This is a genomic window from Acinetobacter sp. (assembly GCF_050285345.1).
Taxonomy (GTDB): Bacteria; Pseudomonadota; Gammaproteobacteria; order Pseudomonadales; family Moraxellaceae; genus Acinetobacter.
Genome location: NZ_JBLZXR010000111.1, coordinates 1 through 24,091 on the forward strand (window position 1 = coordinate 1; position 24,091 = coordinate 24,091).

Annotated in this window: 26 protein-coding genes; 14 read left to right on the forward strand and 12 right to left on the reverse strand. The window is 40.2% G+C overall.

Going from position 1 to position 24,091, the window contains the following annotated elements:
* Nucleotides 1-81: 81 nt before the first annotated feature.
* Nucleotides 82-981, reverse strand: coding sequence for a LysR family transcriptional regulator (locus ACN6OV_RS09350; protein WP_427952297.1), 900 nt, complete (start codon nt 979-981; stop codon nt 82-84).
* A 100-nt stretch (nt 982-1,081) separates the two neighbouring features.
* Here ACN6OV_RS09350 and ACN6OV_RS09355 point away from each other — a divergent pair, with 100 nt between their 5' ends.
* Both ACN6OV_RS09355 and ACN6OV_RS09360 read left to right on the forward strand, forming a co-directional pair.
* Entirely contained in the window at nt 1,082-1,534 is a 453-nt protein-coding gene (locus tag ACN6OV_RS09355) for a CidA/LrgA family protein (protein WP_427952299.1), read from the forward strand.
* On the forward strand, nt 1,531-2,241 hold the full coding sequence (locus ACN6OV_RS09360; RefSeq protein ID WP_427952301.1) for an LrgB family protein: 711 nt from the start codon (nt 1,531-1,533) through the stop codon (nt 2,239-2,241). The genes ACN6OV_RS09355 and ACN6OV_RS09360 overlap by 4 nt, the downstream gene beginning before the upstream one ends.
* 110 nt (nt 2,242-2,351) lie before the next feature.
* On the opposite strand, the gene ACN6OV_RS09365 is transcribed toward ACN6OV_RS09360, so the two are convergent.
* From ACN6OV_RS09365 to ybaK, 8 genes are all read right to left on the reverse strand, one after another.
* Entirely contained in the window at nt 2,352-3,098 is a 747-nt protein-coding gene (locus ACN6OV_RS09365) for an adenosylcobinamide-GDP ribazoletransferase (RefSeq protein ID WP_427952303.1), read from the reverse strand.
* Nucleotides 3,095-3,718 carry a histidine phosphatase family protein gene (locus ACN6OV_RS09370; protein ID WP_427952305.1) on the reverse strand — a complete coding sequence of 208 codons (624 nt, stop codon included), beginning with the start codon at nt 3,716-3,718 and terminating at the stop codon, nt 3,095-3,097. The genes ACN6OV_RS09365 and ACN6OV_RS09370 overlap by 4 nt, the downstream gene beginning before the upstream one ends.
* Nucleotides 3,719-4,771 (reverse strand): nicotinate-nucleotide--dimethylbenzimidazole phosphoribosyltransferase, encoded by a 1,053-nt coding sequence (gene cobT, locus ACN6OV_RS09375; RefSeq protein ID WP_427952307.1) that lies wholly within the window; start codon nt 4,769-4,771, stop codon nt 3,719-3,721.
* A complete protein-coding gene (gene cobU / locus ACN6OV_RS09380) occupies nt 4,771-5,289 on the reverse strand; it encodes a bifunctional adenosylcobinamide kinase/adenosylcobinamide-phosphate guanylyltransferase (protein WP_427952309.1) in 519 nt (172 codons plus the stop codon). Before cobU ends, cobT begins: the two co-directional genes overlap by 1 nt.
* Nucleotides 5,290-5,303: 14 nt before the next feature.
* Entirely contained in the window at nt 5,304-5,957 is a 654-nt protein-coding gene (locus ACN6OV_RS09385; protein WP_427952311.1) for a 2'-5' RNA ligase family protein, read from the reverse strand.
* A gap of 211 nt (nt 5,958-6,168) precedes the next feature.
* Entirely contained in the window at nt 6,169-8,334 is a 2,166-nt protein-coding gene (gene mtlD / locus ACN6OV_RS09390) for a bifunctional mannitol-1-phosphate dehydrogenase/phosphatase (protein ID WP_427952313.1), read from the reverse strand.
* A gap of 86 nt (nt 8,335-8,420) precedes the next feature.
* A complete protein-coding gene (locus tag ACN6OV_RS09395) occupies nt 8,421-8,579 on the reverse strand; it encodes a hypothetical protein (protein ID WP_427952315.1) in 159 nt (52 codons plus the stop codon).
* Nucleotides 8,580-8,618: 39 nt separating this feature from the next.
* Nucleotides 8,619-9,086, reverse strand: a complete 468-nt coding sequence (ybaK, locus tag ACN6OV_RS09400; RefSeq protein WP_427952347.1) for a Cys-tRNA(Pro) deacylase — start codon at nt 9,084-9,086, stop codon at nt 8,619-8,621.
* Between the two features lie 153 nt (nt 9,087-9,239).
* Here ybaK and ACN6OV_RS09405 point away from each other — a divergent pair, with 153 nt between their 5' ends.
* From ACN6OV_RS09405 to ACN6OV_RS09435, 7 genes are all read left to right on the forward strand, one after another.
* A complete protein-coding gene (locus ACN6OV_RS09405) occupies nt 9,240-10,127 on the forward strand; it encodes an acyl-CoA thioesterase (protein WP_427952317.1) in 888 nt (295 codons plus the stop codon).
* 110 nt (nt 10,128-10,237) lie between these two features.
* Nucleotides 10,238-10,870: a CDP-alcohol phosphatidyltransferase family protein gene (locus ACN6OV_RS09410; protein WP_427952319.1), complete on the forward strand. Its 633-nt coding sequence runs from the start codon at nt 10,238-10,240 to the stop codon at nt 10,868-10,870.
* 46 nt (nt 10,871-10,916) lie between these two features.
* Complete coding sequence (locus ACN6OV_RS09415) at nt 10,917-12,671, forward strand: bifunctional alpha/beta hydrolase/class I SAM-dependent methyltransferase (RefSeq protein ID WP_427952321.1); 1,755 nt, start codon at nt 10,917-10,919, stop codon at nt 12,669-12,671.
* Nucleotides 12,672-12,689: 18 nt separating this feature from the next.
* Entirely contained in the window at nt 12,690-14,045 is a 1,356-nt protein-coding gene (locus tag ACN6OV_RS09420; RefSeq protein ID WP_427952323.1) for a phosphatase PAP2/dual specificity phosphatase family protein, read from the forward strand.
* Nucleotides 14,042-14,470 (forward strand): hypothetical protein, encoded by a 429-nt coding sequence (locus tag ACN6OV_RS09425; RefSeq protein ID WP_427952325.1) that lies wholly within the window; start codon nt 14,042-14,044, stop codon nt 14,468-14,470. Before ACN6OV_RS09420 ends, ACN6OV_RS09425 begins: the two co-directional genes overlap by 4 nt.
* A gap of 19 nt (nt 14,471-14,489) precedes the next feature.
* Nucleotides 14,490-15,182 carry a lysophospholipid acyltransferase family protein gene (locus ACN6OV_RS09430; RefSeq protein ID WP_427952327.1) on the forward strand — a complete coding sequence of 231 codons (693 nt, stop codon included), beginning with the start codon at nt 14,490-14,492 and terminating at the stop codon, nt 15,180-15,182.
* Nucleotides 15,182-16,126, forward strand: a complete 945-nt coding sequence (locus ACN6OV_RS09435; protein ID WP_427952329.1) for a phosphatidate cytidylyltransferase — start codon at nt 15,182-15,184, stop codon at nt 16,124-16,126. The genes ACN6OV_RS09430 and ACN6OV_RS09435 overlap by 1 nt, the downstream gene beginning before the upstream one ends.
* An 86-nt stretch (nt 16,127-16,212) precedes the next feature.
* Here the strand turns inward: ACN6OV_RS09435 and ACN6OV_RS09440 are convergent, their stop codons facing one another.
* Nucleotides 16,213-17,418 (reverse strand): alkane 1-monooxygenase, encoded by a 1,206-nt coding sequence (locus ACN6OV_RS09440; protein ID WP_427952331.1) that lies wholly within the window; start codon nt 17,416-17,418, stop codon nt 16,213-16,215.
* Between the two features lie 180 nt (nt 17,419-17,598).
* Here ACN6OV_RS09440 and ACN6OV_RS09445 point away from each other — a divergent pair, with 180 nt between their 5' ends.
* On the forward strand, nt 17,599-18,543 hold the full coding sequence (locus ACN6OV_RS09445) for a cupin domain-containing protein (protein ID WP_427952333.1): 945 nt from the start codon (nt 17,599-17,601) through the stop codon (nt 18,541-18,543).
* Between the two features lie 11 nt (nt 18,544-18,554).
* Here the strand turns inward: ACN6OV_RS09445 and lpxB are convergent, their stop codons facing one another.
* Nucleotides 18,555-19,727, reverse strand: coding sequence for a lipid-A-disaccharide synthase (gene lpxB, locus ACN6OV_RS09450; protein WP_427952335.1), 1,173 nt, complete (start codon nt 19,725-19,727; stop codon nt 18,555-18,557).
* A gap of 304 nt (nt 19,728-20,031) precedes the next feature.
* On the opposite strand from lpxB, the gene ACN6OV_RS09455 reads away from it, so the two are divergent.
* The 3 genes from ACN6OV_RS09455 (at nt 20,032) to ACN6OV_RS09465 (ending at nt 22,730) form a co-directional block, all read left to right on the forward strand.
* A complete protein-coding gene (locus ACN6OV_RS09455) occupies nt 20,032-20,928 on the forward strand; it encodes a sulfite exporter TauE/SafE family protein (RefSeq protein ID WP_427952337.1) in 897 nt (298 codons plus the stop codon).
* 127 nt (nt 20,929-21,055) lie between these two features.
* The gene (locus tag ACN6OV_RS09460) at nt 21,056-22,147 is read left to right on the forward strand and encodes a 3-deoxy-7-phosphoheptulonate synthase (protein WP_427952339.1); all 1,092 of its coding nucleotides are present in this window, start codon (nt 21,056-21,058) and stop codon (nt 22,145-22,147) included.
* 58 nt (nt 22,148-22,205) lie between these two features.
* A complete protein-coding gene (locus ACN6OV_RS09465; RefSeq protein ID WP_427952341.1) occupies nt 22,206-22,730 on the forward strand; it encodes a protein tyrosine phosphatase family protein in 525 nt (174 codons plus the stop codon).
* Here ACN6OV_RS09465 and ispF read toward each other — a convergent pair.
* Nucleotides 22,718-23,206, reverse strand: a complete 489-nt coding sequence (ispF, locus tag ACN6OV_RS09470) for a 2-C-methyl-D-erythritol 2,4-cyclodiphosphate synthase (RefSeq protein WP_427952343.1) — start codon at nt 23,204-23,206, stop codon at nt 22,718-22,720. The two genes, ACN6OV_RS09465 and ispF, sit on opposite strands and share 13 nt — an antisense overlap.
* 100 nt (nt 23,207-23,306) lie before the next feature.
* Between ispF and ACN6OV_RS09475 the strand changes: the two genes are divergently transcribed.
* Nucleotides 23,307-23,957 (forward strand): A1S_1983 family putative colistin resistance protein, encoded by a 651-nt coding sequence (locus ACN6OV_RS09475; protein ID WP_427952345.1) that lies wholly within the window; start codon nt 23,307-23,309, stop codon nt 23,955-23,957.
* The last annotated feature ends 134 nt before the right edge of the window (nt 23,958-24,091 follow it).

Here is a 24,091-nt window from a genome sequence, read left to right on the forward strand (position 1 = left end):
GTAATTTTCTTAGTCGAAATCTAAATTGTGTTATGTCCTTTTTATTTCAAGAGTTTAGAAAGTTGAGATTCGCGTAAACAATTAAAAATAAATCTGATCTTTATTTTCTTCAATAATTTCTAGCCAGGCCCGTGTCGCCGGACTCATGGCAACCGTGGTATTCCAAGCCATATTTAAAGTCCAGTTGAGATTCGGATTTTCGATAATACTGACATTGTATTTTTCAGCCTCTAACTGCTCACAGTAAATCTTCGGCAATATCGCAATGCCAACATCGGTGTCGACCATTTTGGCAATAAAATCCCACTGGCTACTTTTACACACCACATTAGGTTCAAAACCCACAAAGTTAGCTGCCTGAATAATGATGTTATTCAAAGTAAACGTATCAGCATACAGTAGAAAAGATTCTTCTTTGAGTTCATCCAAGGATACAGTTTTGCGGTTACGCCATTGCGACTGTTTTTTTGAAAGTAAGCACAGCGGTGAATCCATCACAGGAATACCACTCAACACAGGTTTTAAATGTCCAAGAATAATACCGACATCGACTTGTTTTTTTAAAATGGCATCTTCAATCCCAGTCGCACCGACTTCAAAAAAACTCAGTTCAATATTTGGATATTTTTTATGAAATAAGGCAATCAGACGACTAAATAAAACTGATGCCAAAGGAGGTAAACCAAGAGTCAGTTTGCCCTGCTTCAATGCACGTACCTGTGCCACGGTATCGAGCATACGTTGTTGCTCATTTAAGATCACTAAAGCATGCTGATAAATCTGCTCGCCCATATAGGTGAGTTGTGCTTCGCGTTTACGTCCTGCATCACCCCGATGAAATAAAGGTACACCAATTTCATCTTCTAATTGGCGAATGATTTTACTGATGGTCGGCTGTGTGACAAATAAAGCTTCAGCGGCATGACTAAAACTCTGTTTTTGCACAATGGTCACAAAAATCTTCAGACTCTTCATATCCACGACAATTATTCCAAATAAGCATAATTAATATTTAATTATTCATAATTATAGTACAAAGCTAAATTTACAATAAGCACATCTCCCAATAAGCCTTAAGTTCATGGACATACAGTCAACTTCTCCACGTTTAACACACCTCGCAAAAACTGTAGCGCAAATTTTGTTGTTGGTATTGATCTGGTGGTTGGGGACAAAGATTCAGTCTTGGTTTCATTTACCGATTTCAGGCGGTGTGATTGGCTTACTTTTGCTGCTTGCAGCCTTGCTAACTGGCCTATTTAAAATGTCTTGGATTAAACAAGGTTCTGACTTAATTCTTGCTGAGTTGGTGCTATTTTTTATTCCATGTGTCGTTGGCTTGGTTAAATACAAACATTTATTTTTAAGCTCAGGTTGGCAACTGATTGCCGCTGTGGTGTTAGGCACGATTTGCGTGATGGTGATTACCGCTTTGACAGTTTATTTCGGCTTTAAATTCGAACGTAAATTAAAAGGTGAGAAAAAACTCAGTACTCCCCATCACGACGTTCATACCATAGGTAAAACTTCATGAATATGCTGAACTTTAATAGTATTTCAGTTCTATGTTTTGTTCTGACTTTAATTGGCTATGTATTGGCAAAAAAGCTGCACCGTAAATATCCGTACATGCTGCTTGCCCCTGCGTTATTAGTGCCATTTGTATTGATCATTTTCATGGCAATTTTTCATATTTCCTATGATACCTATATGCAAGACAGTCAGTGGATTGTCTGGATGCTTGGCCCTGCCACCGTTGCATTTGCGATTCCAATTTATGAATATCGCCAAGTCATTCGTAATCACGCGCTGAGTATTGGCTTAGGTATTGTGATTGGTATGTTTGCAGGTGTGGTCAGCGCATTCTATCTCGCAAAGCTTTTTAGCTTTGACCAAGAAACGTCTTATAGTTTGATGGCGCGTTCTATTTCTACCCCTTTTGCCATGGAACTGACCACCAATATTGGCGGCTCAGTTGAACTGGTGATTTTATTTACCATGATTACAGGGATTGCAGGTGTGGCTTTTGCCGACTTGATTCTTGCAGGACTTAAGCTACGTTCACATTTTGCTCAAGGTTCAGCGCTTGGGAATGCTGCACACGGTTTTGGTACCAGCAAGGCCTTTATGCGCGATAAAGAAGAAGGTGTCGCCGCATGTTTAAGTATGGTACTTGCAGGTGTATTTATGGTACTGCTTGGCCCTTCGATTATTCATCTCGTTGTCTATGTTCTGAGTTGATTGCATTCATATCCATAAAATCATAAAAAGCCCAGTTCAATTACTGGGCTTTTTATTGAGTGGCTTTAGATAGCGAGACAACTAATCTCTGTCAGCAAAACTGTTCCTGATTAAACCGCCCAATAATGCAGACCTATCACAAAAGCCATCAAACTAGATAACTCTGAAATTTCAATCGAAGCACCAATTGTGTCACCCGTTACCCCACCAATACGCTGTATAAATTTAAAACGTAAATAGGCCAAAGTCATGATAAATACGATCAGACTGATTACGCCACCCCAGCCAAAATATAGGCTTGCACATAAACAGAGTACAAAGATAATCAATGCCCATGTCCGTGGAATAAATTTGGCAATTGAAGACCCCAAGCCTTTTTCACGTACATATTCAGTGGTTGAAAATAGAAATAACGGCGCTAAACGGCCTAACACAGGAAATAAAATCAGGGCAAAATAACTTTGCTGTTGTAGCAACACGTAAATGGCCGACCATTTTAATAAGCACATGATCACCAAACTCAGTACACCAATCGGCCCACAGGTAGGGTCTTTCATAATTTTCAGTGTACGTTCTTTATCTCCAAATCCCCCAACCCACGCATCAGCTGTATCTGCCAGACCATCGAGATGTAATCCACCTGTCAGCCAAATCCACAGTACTAACACCATACTACTGAGCAAAATCAGCGGTAAGCTCTGTAAAACAAAAGCGGTAAGTGCAAGAATGCCGCCAATCAACAGCCCAATAACGGGATAGAACAATAAAGACTGCCCATTTTGTTGCTTCGATGGCATGGCTTTAAGTTGAATCGGAAATATAGTCAAAAACTGGAGCGCAATCAAAAAAGGCATCATTTGTTTTGCTCCAGCAGACTGATTTTATTTGAACTGTGAATGATAAATGAATTGAGCTGACCTAATTCAGCACTCATTTTCAAAATATCATCTAGCGGTTGTTGCAGGGCTAAACATTTTAACAGTTTAATCACGCCACCATGTGAGATGAGTAAAACACGCTGCCACTGATGTTCTTGCACTTGCTGAATTAAGCTGTCCAAACCGAATACCACGCGCTGTTGAAACTGCTGCATAGTTTCTGCATTTGGTGGAGCGAATTGCGTTGGTTTTTCCCAAAACTGAGTCAATAGTTCAGGGCTTTGTGCATAAATTTGTTGGGTATCTACCGCCTCCCAATCACCAAAATGCATTTCCTGAAATTGAGGATTGACCTGTAAAGGCAGCATGAGTTTTTCAGATAGTTCGAAGGCAAACAAACGGCAGCGCTGAAGCTCTGAGCTTACAATCACATCCCATAGCGGTTGTGAGCTTACACCATACAGACTTAGTTCTGTTTCTATAGTCTGCTGCATGTGCTGCCAGCCTTTTGCCGTCAATGCATCATCGGTTGAGCCACGTAAAGTATGACTCAACTCGGTTTCTCCATGACGCAAAATATCTAAACGGAAGATGTCCATTTAAACTTTTTCACCAATCACCGCAGCTTGAGCAAAGGTTGCCATCTTATTATGCAAACTGCATGCTAAACGGATTACCCCGAGTGCAGCACCTGCACCACTGCCTTCACCTAAACGCAAGTTCAGTTTGAGTAATGGATTGGCATTTAACTCTGCCAATAAACGCACATGACCGTATTCCGCAGACTGATGTCCAAACAGCATCCACTCACGAACAGCTGGATTTAAACGTACAGCGATCAATGCCGAGACGGTACTAATAAAGCCATCCACGACCATCGGCAGACCTAGCTGTGCACAGCGAATATAAGCGCCTGTCATCGCCGCAATTTCTAAACCGCCTACCGCAGATAAAGCTTTAAACGCATCATTATCCACATAATCTTTATGCAAAGCTAAGGCTTGATCGATCACCTGTTTTTTATGTGCCAATTGTTCTGCACGAATGCCTGTACCGACACCGGTTAATTTTTCTGCGGGTTCATTCAGTAAAAAACATGCCACAGCCGATGCTGAACAGGTATTGCCTATCCCCATCTCACCGGCCACATAAATTGAAGCACCGGCCGCAACTGCATCTTCCACACTTTTACGCCCCAAGTTCAGGGCTTCTATACATTGCGCTTCGGTCATTGCCACAGTTTTGGCAAAGTTTGCTGTACCTTGCACAATGCAATAACGCTCGACGCCAGCATAATCATACGCCTCACCCACTGAACCACAATCAATCACTTGTAATCTAGCTTGATACTCTTTAGCAATAACGCTAATACATGCACCACCTGTGGTAAAGTTTTGCAACATTTGACGGGTTACAGCTTGCGGATAAGCAGAAATATTTTCCTCCATTACTCCATGATCACCGGCAAAAATTGTAATCCATGGAAAATCAATATTCGGCTTTGCTGTATTTTGCAGTGCAGCAAGTTGGATTGCGGTTATTTCTAATTCTGAAAGTGAACCTGTCGGCTTAGTTAATTGGAGTTGATGAGCTTCTGCTTGTTGTTTTGCCTCTATACTCGGTTGTTGACATGCTTCAAGCCACCAGTTCATTACTTTTCTCCTTTTAATACCATAGGAAAACCTGCCACACAAAACACCACATGGTCAGCCAATTGCCCCAATTGTTGGTGTAAGCGTCCAGATTCATCGACAAATTTACGACTGAGCTGCCCCATCGGCACCACGCCCAGTCCAGTTTCATTACTGACTAAAATAATTTCTGACTTTAATTTCGGTAAAGTAGCTAACAGCTTTTGACATTGCTGCGGTTGAAATTCAGTGTGTTCATTGAGCAGCAAATTACTCATCCACAGCGTAAGACAATCCACCAAAATCAACTGATTGTCTTGGTCTATTTCAAGAAGACGATCTGCCAAATACACAGGTTCTTCGACCAAGCCCCAATGTATTGGACGTTCCGCTTGATGGTGCTGAATGCGATCTAGCATCTCATCGTCATAAGCTTGAGCGGTTGCCACATAAACCACGGGTAGCCCACTGTCTTTGGCTTTTTGTTCCGCCAGACGACTTTTCCCTGAACGCGCGCCACCCAATATCAATTGAATCATGTTTTATGCCGTTCCTATTTATGTTGAAGCAAATGTTGATAATAAGCGCTCAATGGTCCTTGCAACATCTGTGCTTGATAAGTCCCAAATGTGATGTGTTCAATATCCAAATTAAATTTCTGTTGTTGCATCTGTTCGATCCGCGCAAACACATCATCACTATTTAAAGTGTGTTTATACAGCCCAAGCGTAATATGCGGACAATATTCAATAGGTGCAATTTCATGATGATGAAGATTTAAGGCATTGCGGATTTGATTTAACTTTTGCTCAGAATCGTGTATTTCGATAAATAGCGCACTTTGAAAGCTATTTATTTTCCCTGTATTAAGCTGAATATTTTGAAAAGATAATTGTTTTAATTGCTGTTGATGCTGCTGTAACTGTACTAAAGAATAATCATCATTAAAAAACTGTTGCTGATCTTGAATCATTTTCGCATTCAGTGCTTCAAAGAAACCACAAATAAATAAAGTGATATGAAATTGACGTGTATTCGGTGTGTATAAAATATCTGAAAACTGCTCACGCAGCGCAGTTAAATAAGCTAAAACTTGAGGATCTAAAATTTCCAAATACCACAATGCATAATGCTGACGACCTAAATGCCAATCAGGATAATCCTGATTGAGTGTCGGCACAACTGTGGTCGATGGTTCTAAAAACACAAATAAATCACTTCAAATTCAATAGGCTTTATTAAAACATGAAATGTCTCGATCAAATGTTCATTTTGATTTAGGAATATTCAGTTAACAGCTGAATTTCATTCATGTTGATGATAAAAACCATTACAAAACAAAAAAGTGCCGAATTAATCTTCGGCACTTTTTTTTAATCAATTTTGGATTTAAGACCTAGCCAACTTAATTAAAGGCTTTAAGCACAACTGGATTCTTGTTGTTGCACCTGTCTACTAGACTGCTGATGAATCATTCTCCGATCTTCAAGTTCTAGATGCTCTTGAACGGCATCGAATATCTCCAATTGCATTTGCTCAACAATATTTTGCAACTCAGCATCAAATGATTGTGCCATCAAACTCAATTGTGCCTTAATAAATTCTTGCACTTCAGATGCAGCTAAAGCATTTTCTTGAATAGCGTACACCAAACCGTACACTACACCTTGCTGTAAATATTGCGTAGCTAACCCATATTTTAAATTAGTGACAATAGAGCCCAAAACACGCTCATTCAACGATAATTTTCGCAGTGGATCTCGCGCAACTCGTTCGCATGGGTCTTTATACGCATGTTCGCAAGAATCAACAAAACTTTGGCTTAAACGGGTTAAATCCTCTGCTCGATCTGAAAAAGTTTGAGCTAAACCAGCCTGAACTTCCTGCAATACGCCCTGCATAAATTGTTCTATGCGCGTATCCGCCAAGGCAACACCCACAGTTTGATGTTTAAGCAAGGCCGACTTCCACGCCAACATGGCATGTACACCATTCCATAATCGGTTTTTGATCATTTGAATGTCTTGAATATGATCCACCAAAATCATCTGACGCATTTTTTCTAGCAATGGGCTGTTATTTTCCACATAAATCGGCATGTCAGATTCTGCATTAAACAAGATTAAGTCCATGCTTTGTAAAATATGACTCGGATGGAAATTTCGACGCATCTCCTCGACATATAAGGTGGCTTGGCGTTCTTGCTCTACATTTAAACGTGTCGCATCTTCTATTTCGACAGAATCAATTGTGTCTACTTCATCCAACTGAAATTGTTTGAAAATATTGTATTTAATCCGCAGTTGACGATAGAGATTTTGATCACTCAGTTTCGATACCATACGGTTGACCACCGTATCGCAGAAATAGTGGTGCTGCATAATCTGCTCAGCAACTTCATCACCTGCTAACTCTTTCAGAGCCAGACTTAGATGTTTGAGCAACAAAGCTTTTGCGCCGACTTTGTTAAGAATAATCAATAAAGTAAGAGGTTCAATGGCTTTTTCATCATGTGCAATATGGCGAGCATATAAACCTTGTGCGATAGTTTTTGCTTCTTCTGCAATGGCTTTTTCAGGCAAGCAAATCGCGACGAGACTCGATTCTACATACATATCCTGCATCTGCTGAATATTTTCAGCATCAATGATTTCCATATTTTCAATCCGTTCGTCATAAGACAACTGACCATAACGGATACAATAGGTCCCAAAAGCATTCACGGCAGAACGGTATAAAGGATTACGTGTAGAAGCATAGATTTTTTTCGGGCGTGTATAACCGTCCCAATGTGAAAGCACTTGTGCAAGGTAACCACCACCAATTGCACCAAAGCCATGAATACCAACGCTAAGCTGATTCAATGTTTGAGGAAAAACATCTTGAACTTTGGGCATATTTAAATGTGCGGTATATTGGTCAAGATCCTCTAAAAAATCATACATGCATTCATAATAATGGGTCGCTTGAGCAAGCATATTTGCATTCGGTGCTTTAATATCTTTAAACAGCACGGTAATACCGCCCGCATCAAAAGCTGAGCGAATGCCATTTTCAGAATCTTCAAACATTAGGCATTCCGCAGTATTTAAATTAATTTTATCTGCTGCACGTTTAAAAATTTCAGGATGTGGTTTGCCATTTTCAACTTCATCACCACACACCAACACATCAAAAAATTTATAGACATTGGCATTAATTAAGTATTCTTCAGCAATCGCACGACGACTCGAAGTCGCCACGGCCATTCGCAGTCCCGATTTTCTTAAACGTTCGAGGACTTGAACCAAACCTTTTTTGATGGGTACACCATATTGGCGCACGCTTTCCAGTTCCAATTCATCGGCACGTTTACGAATTTCGGCATAAGGAATATTTTCATCATATTCAGCTTGTGCAAGGCGATGCGCACTTTGCGCACTCAAGCCCAAACAATTCATCAGATAAGAATCTGAAAATTCGATCCCTGTTAATTCAAGAGATGCCTGTTTCAATGTTTGAAACCGTAAACGCTCGGTATCAAACATTGTTCCATCCATATCAAAAATTGCGCCATGTACAAGATCATTATTAAATTTAAGCATTTAACCTCCGTTATTTTTTTAGTGGTAAAAGCATAAAGGAATTCCATACAGGTTCGGCACAATAATACTTAATGAAACAATTCTGATTATTTTTCAATCACAAATACAAGTTCATCCAATGCTTTTGTAACATTAACCATCTCTTCAGTAACATCGAGTAAGATTGGTGTGCTGCTAAATAATAAATTTTTATCGCTTGGAAATAAAAAACCCATTTGCTCAGAAATGGGTTTTTTATGCATCATGCTTTAGAAAATTTACAGCCTTTTTACCATTAAAATTGCTTAGACATCTAACACATCTGCAAATTGGGCACCCAAAACCTTTGCCAAATCTTGTGGTTTAAGCCCAATATCCAGTCCACGTTTACCACCGCTCACATAGATTTTTGCTAATTGTTCCGCAGAGGCATCAATGACTGTTTTTAATCGTTTCTTTTGCCCGACTGGACTAATGCCTCCAACAAGATAGCCAGTTAAGCGTTCCGCATCTTTAGGATCTGCCATTTTTAACTTTTTACACCCAAACGCCGAGGCTACTTTTTTAAGATTTAACTGATATTCAACAGGCAAAACCGCGACAAAATAATTTTTATCATCGGTGACCATCAGCGTCTTAAATACTTCTTCTACGCTTAAACCTAATTTTTCAGCAGCTTCCAAACCAAAGCTTTTGGCATCAGGGTCATGTTCATACTCATGAATTGAAAATTCAATTTTATTTGATTTTAATAATTTACATGCAGGAGTCATTGCTTTTTCGTCATTCCAATACGACAACACGGCAAACTGAATTATATGCCTTTTCCATAAATGTTGGGCAATTCCTTTTAGATTTTAATTTTTAACGCTTGTTCTATTCGCGCATCTTCACTACATTGAAACAAAGCAAAAAATACCTAAAATATGACTACACTTACACAAGATTTAATTCAATTACTTAGCCTAGAACAAAAAGACTTATGTCATTTTCTAGCACAAAGTCAGCCACTGTTTGGCCCGCGTATTTTTGGTGGTCAACTTCTTGCGCAAAGTATTGTCAGTGCCGTGAGTTCAACGCATTTTCCGCTACATTCCTTGCATGCGTATTTTTTAGCCGCGGGTGATGCTGCTGCTCCACTGGTCTATAAAGTTGAATGTTTACGCGACAGCGCGAGTTTTTCCACACGACAAGTCACCGCGATTCAACATGGCCAGCGAATTTTTAGGGCACAACTGTCCTATATGAATGTTGAAGCAGGCTTAGAATATCAAACCTCCGAACCAGAAATACTTGAGCAATATCCTGTAAGCACATTGCAATCCGAAGAATGGCATAAGCAAAACATGAGTCATCGACTTACAACTGAATATTTACCAACTTTTTTGCGACCCTTTCATCTGCAATCCAAACCCATTGAGTTTGCCCTCAAGGATAAAAATCACGATTCAAACGCAGATGCTTTAGCGCAAAATCAGTACGCTGAATATTTAAAATTACACAGTCCTCTAGCACCACAAGATGATCATCTCTATATACATCAAGCCATTGCCGCCTACTATTCAGACTACGACCTCTATACTGCTGCCTTAAAAACGCATGCTTTGAATTATTTATCTACAAACTTAAATGCTACAAGTTTGGATCATGTCATGTATTTTCATCATCCTTTTCAGGTTGAAAATTGGATGTACTATGACATGCAAACCTCATGCACCAGTCAAGCTCGCGGTCTCACTCATGGACAAATGTGGCAAAATGGAAAATTGGTGTGTAGCACTATGCAGGAAAATTTAATGCGCTACACAAGCTAACAACTTTGAGGATTGCTCATAGACTGTGACAATCTTTAACATTCCTTTGCTTGTCTATTTTAGCACCATCCGTATAAAATTCAGGCAAATCATGATGCTATAACTATAAAATGCCTTCGATCTATCAACTTAAACCTGCATTTCAGAATTTATTAAGACCATGGGTTAAATCACTGTACCGAATTGGAATTACGGCAAATCAAGTGACCCTTTTTGCGATGTTTATTTCGCTCGCTGTTGCCTTATTTATCTATATTTATTTTTCCAGCCATAGCATCAATTTCTTATTGTTTATTTTTCCACTTTGGATGTTAATTCGCATGGGCTTTAATGCCATCGACGGCATGCTGGCGCGAGAATTTAATCAGCAATCCAAACTCGGCGCATTTTATAACGAGTTATGTGATGTCATTTCAGATACTGCACTGTATTTCAGTTTAATCTGCTTTGCTTTTATTCAGGCCGAACTGCTGATTCTTGCTTGTTTTTTGTCAATATTATCTGAATATACAGGAGTGATGGCTCCCTTAATTGGTCAGGAACGACGATACGACGGCCCTATGGGAAAAAGTGATCGCGCACTTGCCTTTAGTGTGATCTGTTTAATCATTGTGGCCTGTTCTATTTTTAATTTTAGCCTCGCGTTGCTATCGAGTATTTGTAATTTCATCCTTGTGATCATCATCTTATTGTCATTGTGGACCATTTATAATCGAATAAAAAACAGCTTAATTCAGAATTGATTATTGAATGATTTTTTAGCATTTAAACAAACTTGAGAACCACAGCATGTATAACAATACGCAGTACACTTTTATCAGCCATGATGGCACTGCTTTATTTTATCAACATTGGGAAAATCCAAATTTAAGACGAAACCGTAAGAAAAAGGCCGTGGTTTTATTTCATCGCGGTCATGAACACTCGGGTCGAATGGCACATTTGGTGGAAGAACTGAATTTAGCTGATTTTGATTTTTTCGCCTGGGATGCACGTGGTCATGGCAATTCTCCGGGGGAACGTGGTGATGCGCCAAGTTTTTCAGCCTGTGTCCAAGATATTCAGTATTTCGTACAGCATTTGCAATCTACTCATAACATACAGACTGAAAATATTGCCATTGTGGCGCAAAGTGTCGGCGCTGTACTTGCTGCTACTTGGGTCCATGACTATGCCCCGAAAATTCGTGCCTTATGTCTAGCCTCACCTGCTTTTGACATCAAACTGTATGTACCTTTTGCCAAACCCGGACTGAATCTGCTCAGTAAAGTCGGGGGGAATTTTTTCATTAACAGTTATGTGAAAGCGAAAATGCTCACCCATGATACGCAGCGCGCTAAAAATTATGACACAGACCCGCAAATTGCACGTGCGATTTCTGTGCGTATGCTCTTGGGTTTATATGCAGCGTCCGAGCGGATTGTCGATGATGCACAAAATATTTTTGTCCCAACACAAATTTTAAGTTCAGGCTCAGATTTCGTAGTGCATCAACAGCCGCAACGCGAGTTTTATCAAAAATTACCGCATCCACTCAAAGAATTTCATGTCTTAGAAGGTTTTTATCACGACACCTTGGGTGAAAAAGACCGAAAAATTGCAACGGATAAAATTCAGCGTTTCATCACACAATGTTTTAGCCGCCCTTACGCTGCACCCAACTTATTACAAGCCGATAAAATTGGTCCAAGCTGCGCCGTTGCAGAGACCTTAAGTTCGACTTTACCTAAACATTCTGTAAAACATGCGTTTTGGGCAGTCACCAAGAAAAATCTAAAACTGGGTAGCTTATTTTCTAGAGGTTTAAAAATTGGTGAAGATACCGGCTATGACTCAGGCAGTACCTTAGATTTTATTTATCGCAATACCCCAGAGAGCCAAAATCCACTTGGGAAAATCATAGACCGTCAGTATCTCAATGCTATCGGCTGGCGCGGTATTCGTGTTCGTAAGCAAAATATTGAATACATGCTGAGCAAATATGCCACGAAATTAAATGAGGCAAAGCAAGCTGTGCGTATTATGGATATTGCTGCAGGTCATGGCCGATATATTCTCGATGCTGCAGAGCAACTACCAGAGCAACCTGACTCCATTTTGTTAAGAGACTATAGCCCGATCAATGTAAAGGCAGGTCAAGACATGATTCAGCAACGTGGCTTAGCTCATATTGCCAAGTTTGTTGAAGCTGATGCATTTAATACTCAATCATTGGCAGAAGTTGAACCTAAACCGACCTTAGCCGTGGTTTCTGGTCTATATGAACTTTTTAGTGATAATGATCTACTGCGAAACTCATTGACTGGTTTAAGCCAGGCCATCGAATCACACGGTTATCTGATTTACACTGGTCAAATTTGGCATCCACAACAAGAATTCATTGCACGCGCTTTAACCTCACATCGTAAAGGTGATGCGTGGGTCATGCGCTTACGCTCCCAGGCCGAAATGGATGCTTTAGTCAAGCAGGCAGGTTTCAAAAAGGTCGATCAAGTGATTGATGAATTTGGTATTTTTACCGTTTCTGTCGCACAAAAAATTTAATCTCAGGTGAATGTCTTGATGCAAACACTTGAAAAACAAGCGGGCACTTGGAAAATTGGGCTGCTATGTCTAGCTGTACTGGCACCTTTCTTTTTCTTAAGTTATGGCTTTGCCAATCATTATGCTGCGGGTTTAACGTCAGTTAAATTTATCGTATTTGATTGGGAAAACTCCATTCCCCTTTGGCCTTGGACCATCGTGCCCTATTGGTCGATTGATCTTTTTTATGGCTTATCGCTGTTACTGTGTTGGAACAAGTTTGAATTAAAACAGCATACGCTTAGGCTATTTTCAGCGCAAATCATTTCCATTAGCTGCTTTTTGTTATTTCCGCTTCGGTTCACTTTTGAACGACCTGAACTAAGTGGTTTTTTCGGTATTTGGTTTGATGTACTGATGGGTTTCGACAAACCGTTTAATCAAGCTCCCTCGCTGCATATTGTGTTATTGGTGATTCTTTGGGATTTTTACCGTCGACATGTTCGAGGTGCTGCAAAATATCTCGTTGATATTTGGGCTTTTTTGATTGGTTTTTCAGTCCTGACCACTTGGCAACATCATTTTATTGATATTCCAACAGGGCTACTTGTCGGTGCGATCTGTCTATGGCTTTTTCCATTACACACTGCCACGCCGTGGGCTAGAAATACACTGAATTCATTCACCTTAAAGCATCTTAAACTGGGGATTTTGTACTTCATCGCTGCACTATTTTTCGTGGCACTCTCCTGTGAAAAAGGAATTTGGCTATGGTTACTTTATCCTGCATTCAGTATGTTCCTTGTATCTTTGACCTACTTATTTAACCGACCACATTTTTTCCAAAAACAGTTAAATGGAAAAATGACCATCGCGGCATGGATGCTCTTTGCGCCCTACTTTCTCTTTGCATGGATCAATAGCCGACTGTGGACCTATCAGCAGCCTGAAGATTCGACTATCGTTACATTGGGTAAAACCAATGTGTATTTGGGGCGAATTCCTGCCAAACTCACAATTCAGCAATATGACGCTCTGTTTGACTGTTGTGCAGAGTTACCGATACAAACAGATGGGCAAATATATCAGCAGAGTTTAAGTCTGGATCTGATTCCCTTACACGCCAATCAGTTGTATCAAGCTGTGCAAGCTTTAGAAAATATTGTGCAATCCGATCAAGGGACTAAAGCGCAGAACCTACTGGTATTTTGTGCACTTGGCTATTCACGCAGTAGTGCTGTTGTCGCAGCCTTATTACTCAAGCATTATCCTGAATATTCGGTGGAAGACTGTTTAAGGCTTATTCGTCATCGTCGGCCTTGGGTCGTACTGAAAGATGCCCAAATCCAGCAGCTCAATCTTTATCACCTGAAACTCAAAGGACTTGCTCCATGAATATGCAATTGGTGGTGCTGTCCAAATTGTTAAAATCCACCACAGGTCTACTGGTTTCAGGCTATCTGGCTTTTGCGATGAGTATTTTACTGCTCATGCTATTCCAAGGGACATTTGAACTCACTACGATTTTGATGCTTATCAGTCTAATTCTAGTGGGATTGCATCATTATCTGAGTATACGCGTTCAACTGGATTCAGCACTTCTACAAACCGTTGTCAATGCAACAAAGTCACAAAGCCTTGAACACATCATGCAAGAGCTCGATCATAGTTTAGTCAATTTAAAATTAATGCCGAGCAGCAAAATGGGGCGAGTTTGGGAAGCTCGACTGTATGGCTGTTTCCGACTGTTTAAACTCCAGATTTTCGTGTTGTGCTTGCAATACGTTGCATTCATCTGCATATTTTTACTTTATAAATAATTCACAATAAATCATCGCCATGCCAATACCTCCACATCATCCTTCCAGTCCGCGCCCAGATAAAAAAGGAAATATCATCAGCCGATCCTTAGCTCGGTTTATTGCCTTTTTAACGCGTCGCGGTGCCCGCCTGTTAACAGGCGCTCGCAGTCTGTGGGTCGGCTGCAAGCCGGTCATGAAACAACGGATTTATTATGCCAACCATAATAGTCATATTGATTTCATCCTACTTTGGTCATCACTCCCGACTGATTTAAGACGCCAAACGCGTCCAATTGCCGCATCTGATTATTGGCTAAAAGATGGATTTCGTCGTTTTCTGATTCAGGATACGTTTACTGGAGTCACAATTCAGCGTAATCGGGACAATAATCAAGATCCATTGGAACCCGTTAAAGAGGTTTTAGTACAGGGCTATTCGATTATTTTCTTTCCAGAAGGAACTCGTAATTTAAACGACGATGTTGAATTGTTGCCATTTAAAAGCGGGCTGTATCATCTCAAAAATCAATTTCCTGACGTAGAAATTGTTCCGGTATGGATTTCCAATTTAAAACGCGTTATGCCGAAAGGAGCATTCATTCCCTTACCGCTTTTGTCTACGGTGATTTTTGGTCAACCCTTAGCGTCAAATGCAGAACAAACTAAGGCTGAGTTTTTAAGCTATGCACAAGACGAGCTGCTGAAATTAAAAGCATTGGAGTATCAATAATGGATTTAAGCAATACTCAAATGACCTATCTTTTATTTGGTATTTTTGCGGCTATTTTGGTCTTTGCATCCACCGTTGGGCATATTCTAAAATTACGTGCGGGTTACGCACCTGCACCGATCATTGATAATTTAAATGCCCGAATCAATGCATGGTGGGTCATGCTGTTGGTACTAGGCGCTGCTATTTCTATGGGGAAAACTGCCTTTATCATTTTGTTTGGGCTGATTTCACTGTTTGCCTTACGTGAATTTATTAGCCTATTACCTACACGCCGTGGCGACTATTTCCCACTCTTGATTGCTTTTTATTTTGTCATTCCTTATCAATATTATTTGGTGTATATCGATTGGTACGGACTGTATTCTATTTTTATTCCGCTATATGTATTTTTACTGATTCCGATTGCCACGCTAAAACAAGAGGACACCACCTGTTTTCTAGAACGCAGTGCCAAAATTCAATGGGGGCTGATGGTCAGCGTGTTTTGTATCTCACATGTTCCTGCACTGCTTAATCTCAAGCTTCCAGGTTTTCAGGGTGAAAAAATTTGGCTCGCCATCTGGCTCATCATGGTGGTACAAGCGTCAGATGTGCTGCAATACGTCTGCGGTAAATTATTCGGTAAACACAAAATCGCACCGATCCTTTCTCCATCCAAAACCATTGAAGGTTTAATTGGTGGCATTGTCCTAGCCACAGCTCTAGGTGTCGCAATGTCATGGTTAACGCCATTTAGCTATCTACAAGCTACAGCCATTGGGTTTATCGTTTGTATATTTGGCTTCTTTGGTGGCTTGGTCATGTCAGCGATTAAGCGTGATCGCGGGGTGAAAGACTGGGGACAACTGATTCAAGGTCATGGCGGAATGCTCGACCGAATTGACTCAATTTGCTTTTCTGCCCCTATTTTTTTCCATATTCTGCGTTATTGGTGGTCTTAAAATTTCTTCATTTTAGACCTCGAATAAAAAATCCCAAGCACGTTGACTTGGGATTTTTCCTCTCTATAAAAGCTTAAATTCTTAAATCAAGCTTCACTTAAACCAAATTTTTTAAAAATACGCGCGCGTCGTTTCGGTAAGATATTGGCTTTACTGAGGTCACCTTGATAGTGATCAAACACCCGTTTATCCATCATTTTAAACCAAATTGATGGCACCAAAGCTGGAATGAGCATGGTGGCATAACCGCTTGGTAGTTCAGGTGCTTCATCAAAATGTCTTAAAGCCTGAAATGGACGGGTTGGATAAGCATGATGATCTGAATGGCGTTGTAATTGATACAAAAATAGATTGGTCACAATATTATTATTGTTCCAGCTATGTTCAGGCATGGTACGTGCATAACTCCCATCAGCTTTTTGCTCACGTTTTAAGCCATAGTGTTCAATATAGTTAATAATTTCAAACAGGCTAATACCATAAAATGCCTGTGTGGCTAAATATGGCATCACACCTGCACCAAACAGCTTAATCATGCTGGCATGGAAACCCGCACTCATGGCCCAACCATGAAACAGCTCATTATCCTTGGAAAAGAACGATAAACCTTTACGTTTTAAACGCTGCTTTTCAATTTGAATTGCGGACTTTACTCCACCAAATACGGTACGTGGCCAAAACTCGTAGAAAGTTTCTCCCATTTTTGAAGAAGCCGGATCTTCTGGGGTCGCTGCGCGCTTATGGTGTCCATACGGATGTTCAATACGGAAATGGCTATAACCCAACGGCGCTAAAGTCGCATGTGCCCAATAATGATCTTTTTTATGTGGGCGATGACAAAGCTCATGTGCCGTATTGACACCAACCCCATTAATTGCCCCCATCGAAATACCAAGCAGCAATTGATCAAGCAAGGAAATATCTTTACGCGTCACCACATAGCCTGCAAATAAATTGGCTGCCATTTGTAGAGGAATAAATAATTTCACGATTCGGTCATAATAAGGATCATTAACCAAGACTTTAATATCATCATCGGTTGGGTTATTGGCATCATCCCCAATCAGTGCATCTAAAGCAGGAATAATCACATGCAGCAGTAATGGCCCACCGAGAGCAAATATTTTTTTAGTGGGTTTTGGGCCAAAATGGTAACCCGCTAAGATCCCCATACCAATTACAGGCAAGCCCGGACTGAGTAACCAACCATAGCGCTTTTTATCTAAAACACTGCCAATTTTCTGTTCTAATCGTGCCAGTTGCTGTTCATTTAATTTTACTGGTGCATTCATGTGCTTGACTTCCCTATTTACAACTTCTGTGTTTATATTCTCCAAAATAGAGCTGCTAGAACAGTTTTAAGCGTCCAAAAAAACTATGTGATCGTCTTTGGCATTTAAGGATATATGCTGGCCCAAATGCACATGTATTCCGCCAAGACCTTGCAAAATTAAAGAGTAGAAGATTAAAAGATGGATGCCTTAAGTAAAATTTTTGATGATATTCACTTAAACCGATCAGAATATATTTATTTAAAATCACAGCAACCATGGTCATTTCATTTTCAAGCTCAGGATGCCATGGTGGCCTATGTGGTGATTCAGGGCACAGGTTATCTGTGTTTGGATAATGAAAAGGTGCTGCTCGAAGCTGGTGACCTCTGCTTGATTCCTTCGGGACAAAATCATTCCTGTTGTTCTACGCCCTCAGACAACTTGATCGAATCGATCGACATCACGCCATTTTTTCAAGAAAAACGCAATAAAACCATAACATTAAATCCTTCGACTACTGATAATTCTGAAGAATTATTTATGCTTGCCATCCGTGGGCATGTCGACAGCATTATGGCTAAACCTTTATTTAATGCCCTACCGAGGTTTTTGCATACCCCACATATTATGAGCAGTACCGCACCTGAATGGTTACAAATTGGCTTGCAATTTTTAGCTTTAGAAGTGAATCAAATTCGACCAGGCCGAGACAAAATTCTCGATCATCTGGTCAGTATTTTATTTATTGAATGTGTACGTGATTATATTGCTGCCATGCCAAATTCTAATAACTGGCTACATGCGCTGAGTCATCCTGAATTGTCCAATGCCCTTGCTGCGATTCATGAACAACCACATATTGCTTGGACAGTAGAAAGCCTCGCGGAACAATGCTGCATGTCGCGCTCCAAATTTGCCAGTCTGTTTACCCAAATGCTCGGTGACAGTCCATTGGCTTATTTGCAGCAGCATCGTTTAAGACTCGCGGCGCAATTTCTACAATCAGGGCAACTTTCTATCCAGCAAATTGCCCATCGTATTGGATACTCTTCAGAAACCGCATTTAGCCAGACCTTTAAAAAGTTTTATGATCTTACTCCAACGCAATATCGGCTCAAACATCAATCCAACCAAAAAATCTAAGGACGATTTGTTTATTGCAGGATATTCAAAATCGCTTCGACTGGATCTTCGCTATTACTGGAAAGCAGTTGTTTATGCATAGTTAAGTGCTGCATCGACTGAATTTTTGCGGCTTCAATATCTATGAGTTTGCAAATTTCAGTAGCCAAACGCTCAGGCGTTGCATCCCGCTGAATTAACTCCTCAATCACTTTTTTGCCCGCAATAATATTCGGTAATGAATAGTATTGAATTTTGATGAGGAATTTCACCACATGATATGTCAACCAATTCAATTTATAAAAAGTTACCATTGGCCGGTGCAATAACATGGCTTCCAATGTCGCTGTGCCTGAAGCCAATGCCACGATATCCGAGGCATTCATTACCTGACGGCCAATTTTTGACTCGGTGTCAGTATTTTCCATCAATTTAACTTTAGACTTTAAACTTTCAGGATACTGCGCCAATAGGCTTTCAATTTGCTGTTTACGCGCATCATTAATTGCAGGAATTAAGAACGTATATTCAGGATGTTGTTGACTAATAATTTGTGCAGCATCGAGAACCAATGGCCCTAAACGTTCAATCTCTCCACGACGGCTGCCCGGCAACAGTGCAATATGCTTTTGATCAGTTACAAGACCGAGTTCTTGTTTCGCCTCAACAATGGGATTTTTCAGCGGCAATTGACTGGCTAAAGGATGACCTACAAAAGCTGCGGGCACATCCCATTTTTTAAAGAAAACCTTTTCAAATGGAAATAAACACAAAACCAAATCAATACTGGCTTTAATCCCATGTACACGACCTTGACGCCAAGCCCAAACAGAAGGACTGACATATTGCACCGTTTTAATGGGCAGATTTTTTTGTTTTAAACTTTTGGACAGACGCAAATTAAAATCAGGAGCATCAATACCAATAAACACATCAACAGGATGTTCAGTCCAAGTCGCAACTAAACCATCACGTACAGCAAAAAGTTTTTTAATATCTTTCAGGACTTCCACAATGCCCATCACCGACAAGATATCCATTGGATAATAACTTTTAAAGCCTTCAGCAATCATTTGTGGACCACCAATGCCTTCAAATTCAGCATCTATCCCTTGTTCACGAAAGCGACGGATGAGTTTTGCACCTAATGTATCACCAGATACTTCCCCAACCACGATACCAATTTTAAGCTTTCGGTTTTGCAAGTGAGCGTCCTCATTGTTTTTAGGCATTTTAGCATACCGCTCTGAAGTTTTATCTTCGACCTTCCAGCTTTAATACAAGCGAATCAATTTAAATCATCTGAACATCAACTTTTTTTATGATTTAAGCCGAGTTCCGTTAAAAATATTTTAAGTCAACTTTGTCATTTGGATAACAAACCTTTGAATTAATTCTCAAAAAAATCTGCTTTATCTATTTTTTTCACAAGCAAATCATTAATCAAGACAACGCCTTATATTAATTCGCCATAAGATAAACACGTTTTTTGATAGTTGGCATATCACCATGGTTGGTCCTTTAGAGTTCATTCTTGCAGGCGTTATCGTCGGATTCTGTGTCGGGATTACCGGTGTTGGTGGTGGTTCTCTGATGACGCCGATTCTGATCAGTCTCTATAAAATTGAACCTCATATTGCAATTGGTACCGATCTACTTTATGCCGCAATTTCAAAATTCTGTGGATCTTTAGTTCATGCGCGTAAAATGAATATTGTTTGGCCAATTGTGATTTGGCTTGCAGTCGGCAGTATTCCAGCCTCATTTGCCACACATTGGGTCTTGGAAAATTATTTAAGTCAGTCTACCCATTATAAAACTGTACTCACCATGTTCCTTGGTTTTATGCTGACACTGACCGGAATCTCCATTATTTTTCGTGGTCATATCGAAAAATTCTTTAATAAATTCCGTAAAAGTTCTGCATTTGATGACATGAGCTCAGACTTAGAGCGAGTTAATTTACAAGCCAAAGATAAACGTGCCTACATTGTGATTATGGGAGTTATTTTAGGTGTCTTTGTCACCCTATCCTCTGTGGGTGCAGGCGCATTCGGCATTATGGCCTTAGTGCTAATGTTCCCCAATTTACCGATGATTCGTATTATCGGTTCAGATGTCGTGCATGCTGTGTTTTTAACTTTTGTTGCCGGCTTAGCGCACATGTCTTCAGGCAATGTTGACTTTCATTTATTGGGTTGGTTGCTGTGCGGTTCAATTCCGGCAATTGTAGTGGGGACTTTAATCAGTTCACGCTTACCCGAAAAAGTCATTCGTAAAGTGTTAGGTGTTACCCTATTTATGTTAGGCATGAATTTCATCATTAATCCCGTAAAATCAAAACCTGTTGAAAAACCAACAACTGCGATGCTTACCGTTTCGGCAGCAAATAATCATCAGACGTAAATTAACGGCAGAATTCATCACTTTTTCTTCAGTGACTTATTGATCTTTTTTATAACAATTGAATGCTATATTCATGTTATATTCGGCCCATGAAACACCCTTTTGTATAATTAAACCAGTGACGGCAATGAATACTTTACAGTCTAATTCTATTACCCAAAACGACATTGATGACGTGAATGTCAAAAGCATTCAGCCTCTTGTTACTCCTGCAGAACTAAAAAAAGAGTTACCTCTGACTGGAACTGCCTATCAAACCGTCCTTCACGGTCGTGAAACTGTACGCAATATTCTTGATGGTAAGGACAAACGTCTCTTCGTTGTGATTGGCCCTTGTTCCATTCATGACGTTGTTGCTGCACATGATTATGCAGACCGCTTAAAAGTTTTAAGCGACAAAATTAAAGATACGATTTATATCGTGATGCGTGTGTACTTTGAAAAACCACGTACCACTGTGGGCTGGAAAGGTCTAATTAATGACCCAGACATGAATGACTCTTTCAACATTGAAAAAGGTCTACGTATTGGTCGTAAACTTTTACTTGAGTTAAATGAAAAAGGTTTGCCATGTGCTACTGAAGCACTTGATCCAAACTCACCTCAGTACTACCAAGACCTTATTTCTTGGTCAGCAATTGGCGCGCGTACCACTGAAAGCCAAACGCACCGTGAAATGTCTTCAGGTCTTTCATCACCTGTCGGCTTTAAAAATGGTACAGATGGCGGCTTAACCGTTGCAACCAATGCAATGCAATCCGTTAAACATGGTCATAACTTCCTTGGACTAAGCGACCAAGGTCAAGTTTCTGTGATTCGTACTAGCGGTAACCCTTATGCGCATGTTGTACTTCGTGGTGGTAATGGTAAACCGAACTACGATGCAGGTTCAGTTGCAGAAGCCGAAGCGGCTTTAGCCAAAGCGAAAGTAAGCGGCAAAATCATGATTGATACCAGCCATGCCAATTCAAATAAAGACCCGTACCTACAACCGCTTGTTCTTAAAAATATTACTGAACAAATCCTTGACGGCAACAAGTCAATCGTGGGTATTATGGTAGAAAGTCACTTAAAAGGTGGTCGTCAGGATATTCCTGCCAACCTTGATGACCTTGAATACGGTAAATCTGTTACTGACGGATGTATTGACTGGGATACGACTGAAAAAGTCTTGTTAGAGATGCATGAAGCACTTAAAGATGTCTTGCCGACACGCTAAGTGATTTAAAAAACGCCATCTTGAAGATGGCGTTTTATTTTGAAGGAAATTTTGTCCAATGAATGAAATCGAAAATGCGCTATGCCACATTGAAAACTTCCAATATATACACGAGCACTTATTCACTTCTGGACAACCTACTCCACCTCAACTACAAAGCATTAAAGAATATGGTATTTCCACCATTATCAATGTGGCATTGACCGATGCATCGAATCATGTAGACCATGCTGACCGTATTTGCCTGGATTTAGGTCTGAACTATATTCACATTCCAATTTCATGGGATACACCATCCGACGATCAGTGTCTTTTGGTGCTGGATATGTTAGATCATTTAGTGCAAGAGCAAATGGTCTGGCTCTGCTGTTCGGAAAATTTCCGTGTCAGCAGTTTGATGTATTTGTATCGTCAATATTTTATGAATATCGACATGCCAACAGCACAAGAACTAATGCATCAAATTTGGGAACCGAATGAAACATGGACGGGTTTGATTCATGCAGTTGCCTTACAACTACAAGGTCGTAAAGCAACCAAAGACTTACAACATGCCTTAATCCATCCAGATCATTTCGCGTGAGAAATCAACACCGTCGCAGTTGATAAAATTCCTTCTTGACGGCCGGTAAACCCCAGTTTTTCGGTCGTTGTCGCTTTAATACTAATTTGTGTCACTTCTACTTGCATCATATCAGCAATGCTTTGGCGCATTTCCAGATTATGCTTGGCCAATTTTGGACGCTCACATGCCACAGTAATATCGGCATTATTCAGCACATAACCACGGTCTAAAATCAGTTGATATACGTGCTTGAGTAATACTCGACTATCGGCCCCTTTAAATTTTGGATCAGTGTCTGGAAAATGCTGTCCAATATCTCCTAAAGCCAAAGCACCAAGTAAGGCATCGCACAATGCATGCAATACCACATCACCATCGGAATGTGCTTTTAAACCATGTGTATGCGGAATCTGTACGCCAGCAAGAGTCACAAAGTCCCCTTCCTCAAAAGCATGTACATCCATCCCTTGACCAATACGAATTTGAGCTACCATGGTATAGATCCTTTAGAAAATAATTATCAAAATCTTGTATTCACGCTTTCTATTTCGCTATAGTGTGGGCAAGCGCAACATAGTGAAAGTATAAGCGATCATGCTGTTGAAAACTGATATAAATATCATCAAAAAATTCGGATTGTTTGTTTTCTTGGGTCTCGGTTTATCTGCGGTTTCCCATGCCAATAATATTGACTGTCATCATGCCACTGGCCAAGCCCAAAAGAACTTTTGTTCAGATGGATTTTCAGAGCAGCGAAAGAAACTCGACACACTTTTTCTGACCGCTCAATTGATTACAGATGCCCCCCTGCGCTTACTACAAGATACCCAGAAAATTTGGTACAACCGTGTGCAACAGTGCAAGACTTTGGCTTGCTTTAAACAGCAGTTTGAAATTCGTCATGAAGATTTAAATATCTATACATCAATGAACCAAAGCTTGACTCAGCATTATTTAAAATTTGAAAATGGTCACTTTGCTGCATCACCCGTACATTTAAAAGTCCATCAACTAACAAAAGACAGTATTAAAATTGAAGGCATCGCCTATCGAAATCCGAATAATCGGCTCGACACACAAATCATCCCTTTCCTTGCCTACACCACGCCTGAGCAAAAAAGCAAAATCACAGACAATGAAAATGACTGTAAATATCAGTTCAATTACAGCAAAGCATTACTTTCGATCAAAACTGAACAAAAAGGCTGTGAACGTTTTGCCGGGATTTATCGTTTGTATGATTAAAAGCTGAAGCTAAACATGACAATAAAAAGCCTCTTTTCTAAGGCTTTTTATCATTAGTATTAACCCGAATTACGGATAAGAAAAGCCCTTGAAAAAAAGGTAGTTAGAGCCATTTAGAAAGTTACGACACAACC

What these genes read in the sequence shown, in the direction of transcription:
- ACN6OV_RS09355 (WP_427952299.1), top strand. Translation starts at nt 1,082, where the DNA reads ATGGACATACAGTCAACTTCTCCACGTTTAACACACCTCGCAAAAACT.
- ACN6OV_RS09360 (WP_427952301.1), top strand. Translation starts at nt 1,531, where the DNA reads ATGAATATGCTGAACTTTAATAGTATTTCAGTTCTATGTTTTGTTCTG.
- ACN6OV_RS09365 (WP_427952303.1), bottom strand. Translation starts at nt 3,098, where the DNA reads ATGATGCCTTTTTTGATTGCGCTCCAGTTTTTGACTATATTTCCGATT.
- ACN6OV_RS09370 (WP_427952305.1), bottom strand. Translation starts at nt 3,718, where the DNA reads ATGGACATCTTCCGTTTAGATATTTTGCGTCATGGAGAAACCGAGTTG.
- cobT (WP_427952307.1), bottom strand. Translation starts at nt 4,771, where the DNA reads ATGAACTGGTGGCTTGAAGCATGTCAACAACCGAGTATAGAGGCAAAA.
- cobU (WP_427952309.1), bottom strand. Translation starts at nt 5,289, where the DNA reads ATGATTCAATTGATATTGGGTGGCGCGCGTTCAGGGAAAAGTCGTCTG.
- mtlD (WP_427952313.1), bottom strand. Translation starts at nt 8,334, where the DNA reads ATGCTTAAATTTAATAATGATCTTGTACATGGCGCAATTTTTGATATG.
- ACN6OV_RS09395 (WP_427952315.1), bottom strand. Translation starts at nt 8,579, where the DNA reads ATGATGCATAAAAAACCCATTTCTGAGCAAATGGGTTTTTTATTTCCA.
- ybaK (WP_427952347.1), bottom strand. Translation starts at nt 9,086, where the DNA reads ATGACTCCTGCATGTAAATTATTAAAATCAAATAAAATTGAATTTTCA.
- ACN6OV_RS09405 (WP_427952317.1), top strand. Translation starts at nt 9,240, where the DNA reads ATGACTACACTTACACAAGATTTAATTCAATTACTTAGCCTAGAACAA.
- ACN6OV_RS09410 (WP_427952319.1), top strand. Translation starts at nt 10,238, where the DNA reads ATGCCTTCGATCTATCAACTTAAACCTGCATTTCAGAATTTATTAAGA.
- ACN6OV_RS09415 (WP_427952321.1), top strand. Translation starts at nt 10,917, where the DNA reads ATGTATAACAATACGCAGTACACTTTTATCAGCCATGATGGCACTGCT.
- ACN6OV_RS09420 (WP_427952323.1), top strand. Translation starts at nt 12,690, where the DNA reads ATGCAAACACTTGAAAAACAAGCGGGCACTTGGAAAATTGGGCTGCTA.
- ACN6OV_RS09425 (WP_427952325.1), top strand. Translation starts at nt 14,042, where the DNA reads ATGAATATGCAATTGGTGGTGCTGTCCAAATTGTTAAAATCCACCACA.
- ACN6OV_RS09430 (WP_427952327.1), top strand. Translation starts at nt 14,490, where the DNA reads ATGCCAATACCTCCACATCATCCTTCCAGTCCGCGCCCAGATAAAAAA.
- ACN6OV_RS09435 (WP_427952329.1), top strand. Translation starts at nt 15,182, where the DNA reads ATGGATTTAAGCAATACTCAAATGACCTATCTTTTATTTGGTATTTTT.
- ACN6OV_RS09440 (WP_427952331.1), bottom strand. Translation starts at nt 17,418, where the DNA reads ATGAATGCACCAGTAAAATTAAATGAACAGCAACTGGCACGATTAGAA.
- ACN6OV_RS09445 (WP_427952333.1), top strand. Translation starts at nt 17,599, where the DNA reads ATGGATGCCTTAAGTAAAATTTTTGATGATATTCACTTAAACCGATCA.
- ACN6OV_RS09455 (WP_427952337.1), top strand. Translation starts at nt 20,032, where the DNA reads ATGGTTGGTCCTTTAGAGTTCATTCTTGCAGGCGTTATCGTCGGATTC.
- ACN6OV_RS09460 (WP_427952339.1), top strand. Translation starts at nt 21,056, where the DNA reads ATGAATACTTTACAGTCTAATTCTATTACCCAAAACGACATTGATGAC.
- ACN6OV_RS09465 (WP_427952341.1), top strand. Translation starts at nt 22,206, where the DNA reads ATGAATGAAATCGAAAATGCGCTATGCCACATTGAAAACTTCCAATAT.
- ispF (WP_427952343.1), bottom strand. Translation starts at nt 23,206, where the DNA reads ATGGTAGCTCAAATTCGTATTGGTCAAGGGATGGATGTACATGCTTTT.
- ACN6OV_RS09475 (WP_427952345.1), top strand. Translation starts at nt 23,307, where the DNA reads ATGCTGTTGAAAACTGATATAAATATCATCAAAAAATTCGGATTGTTT.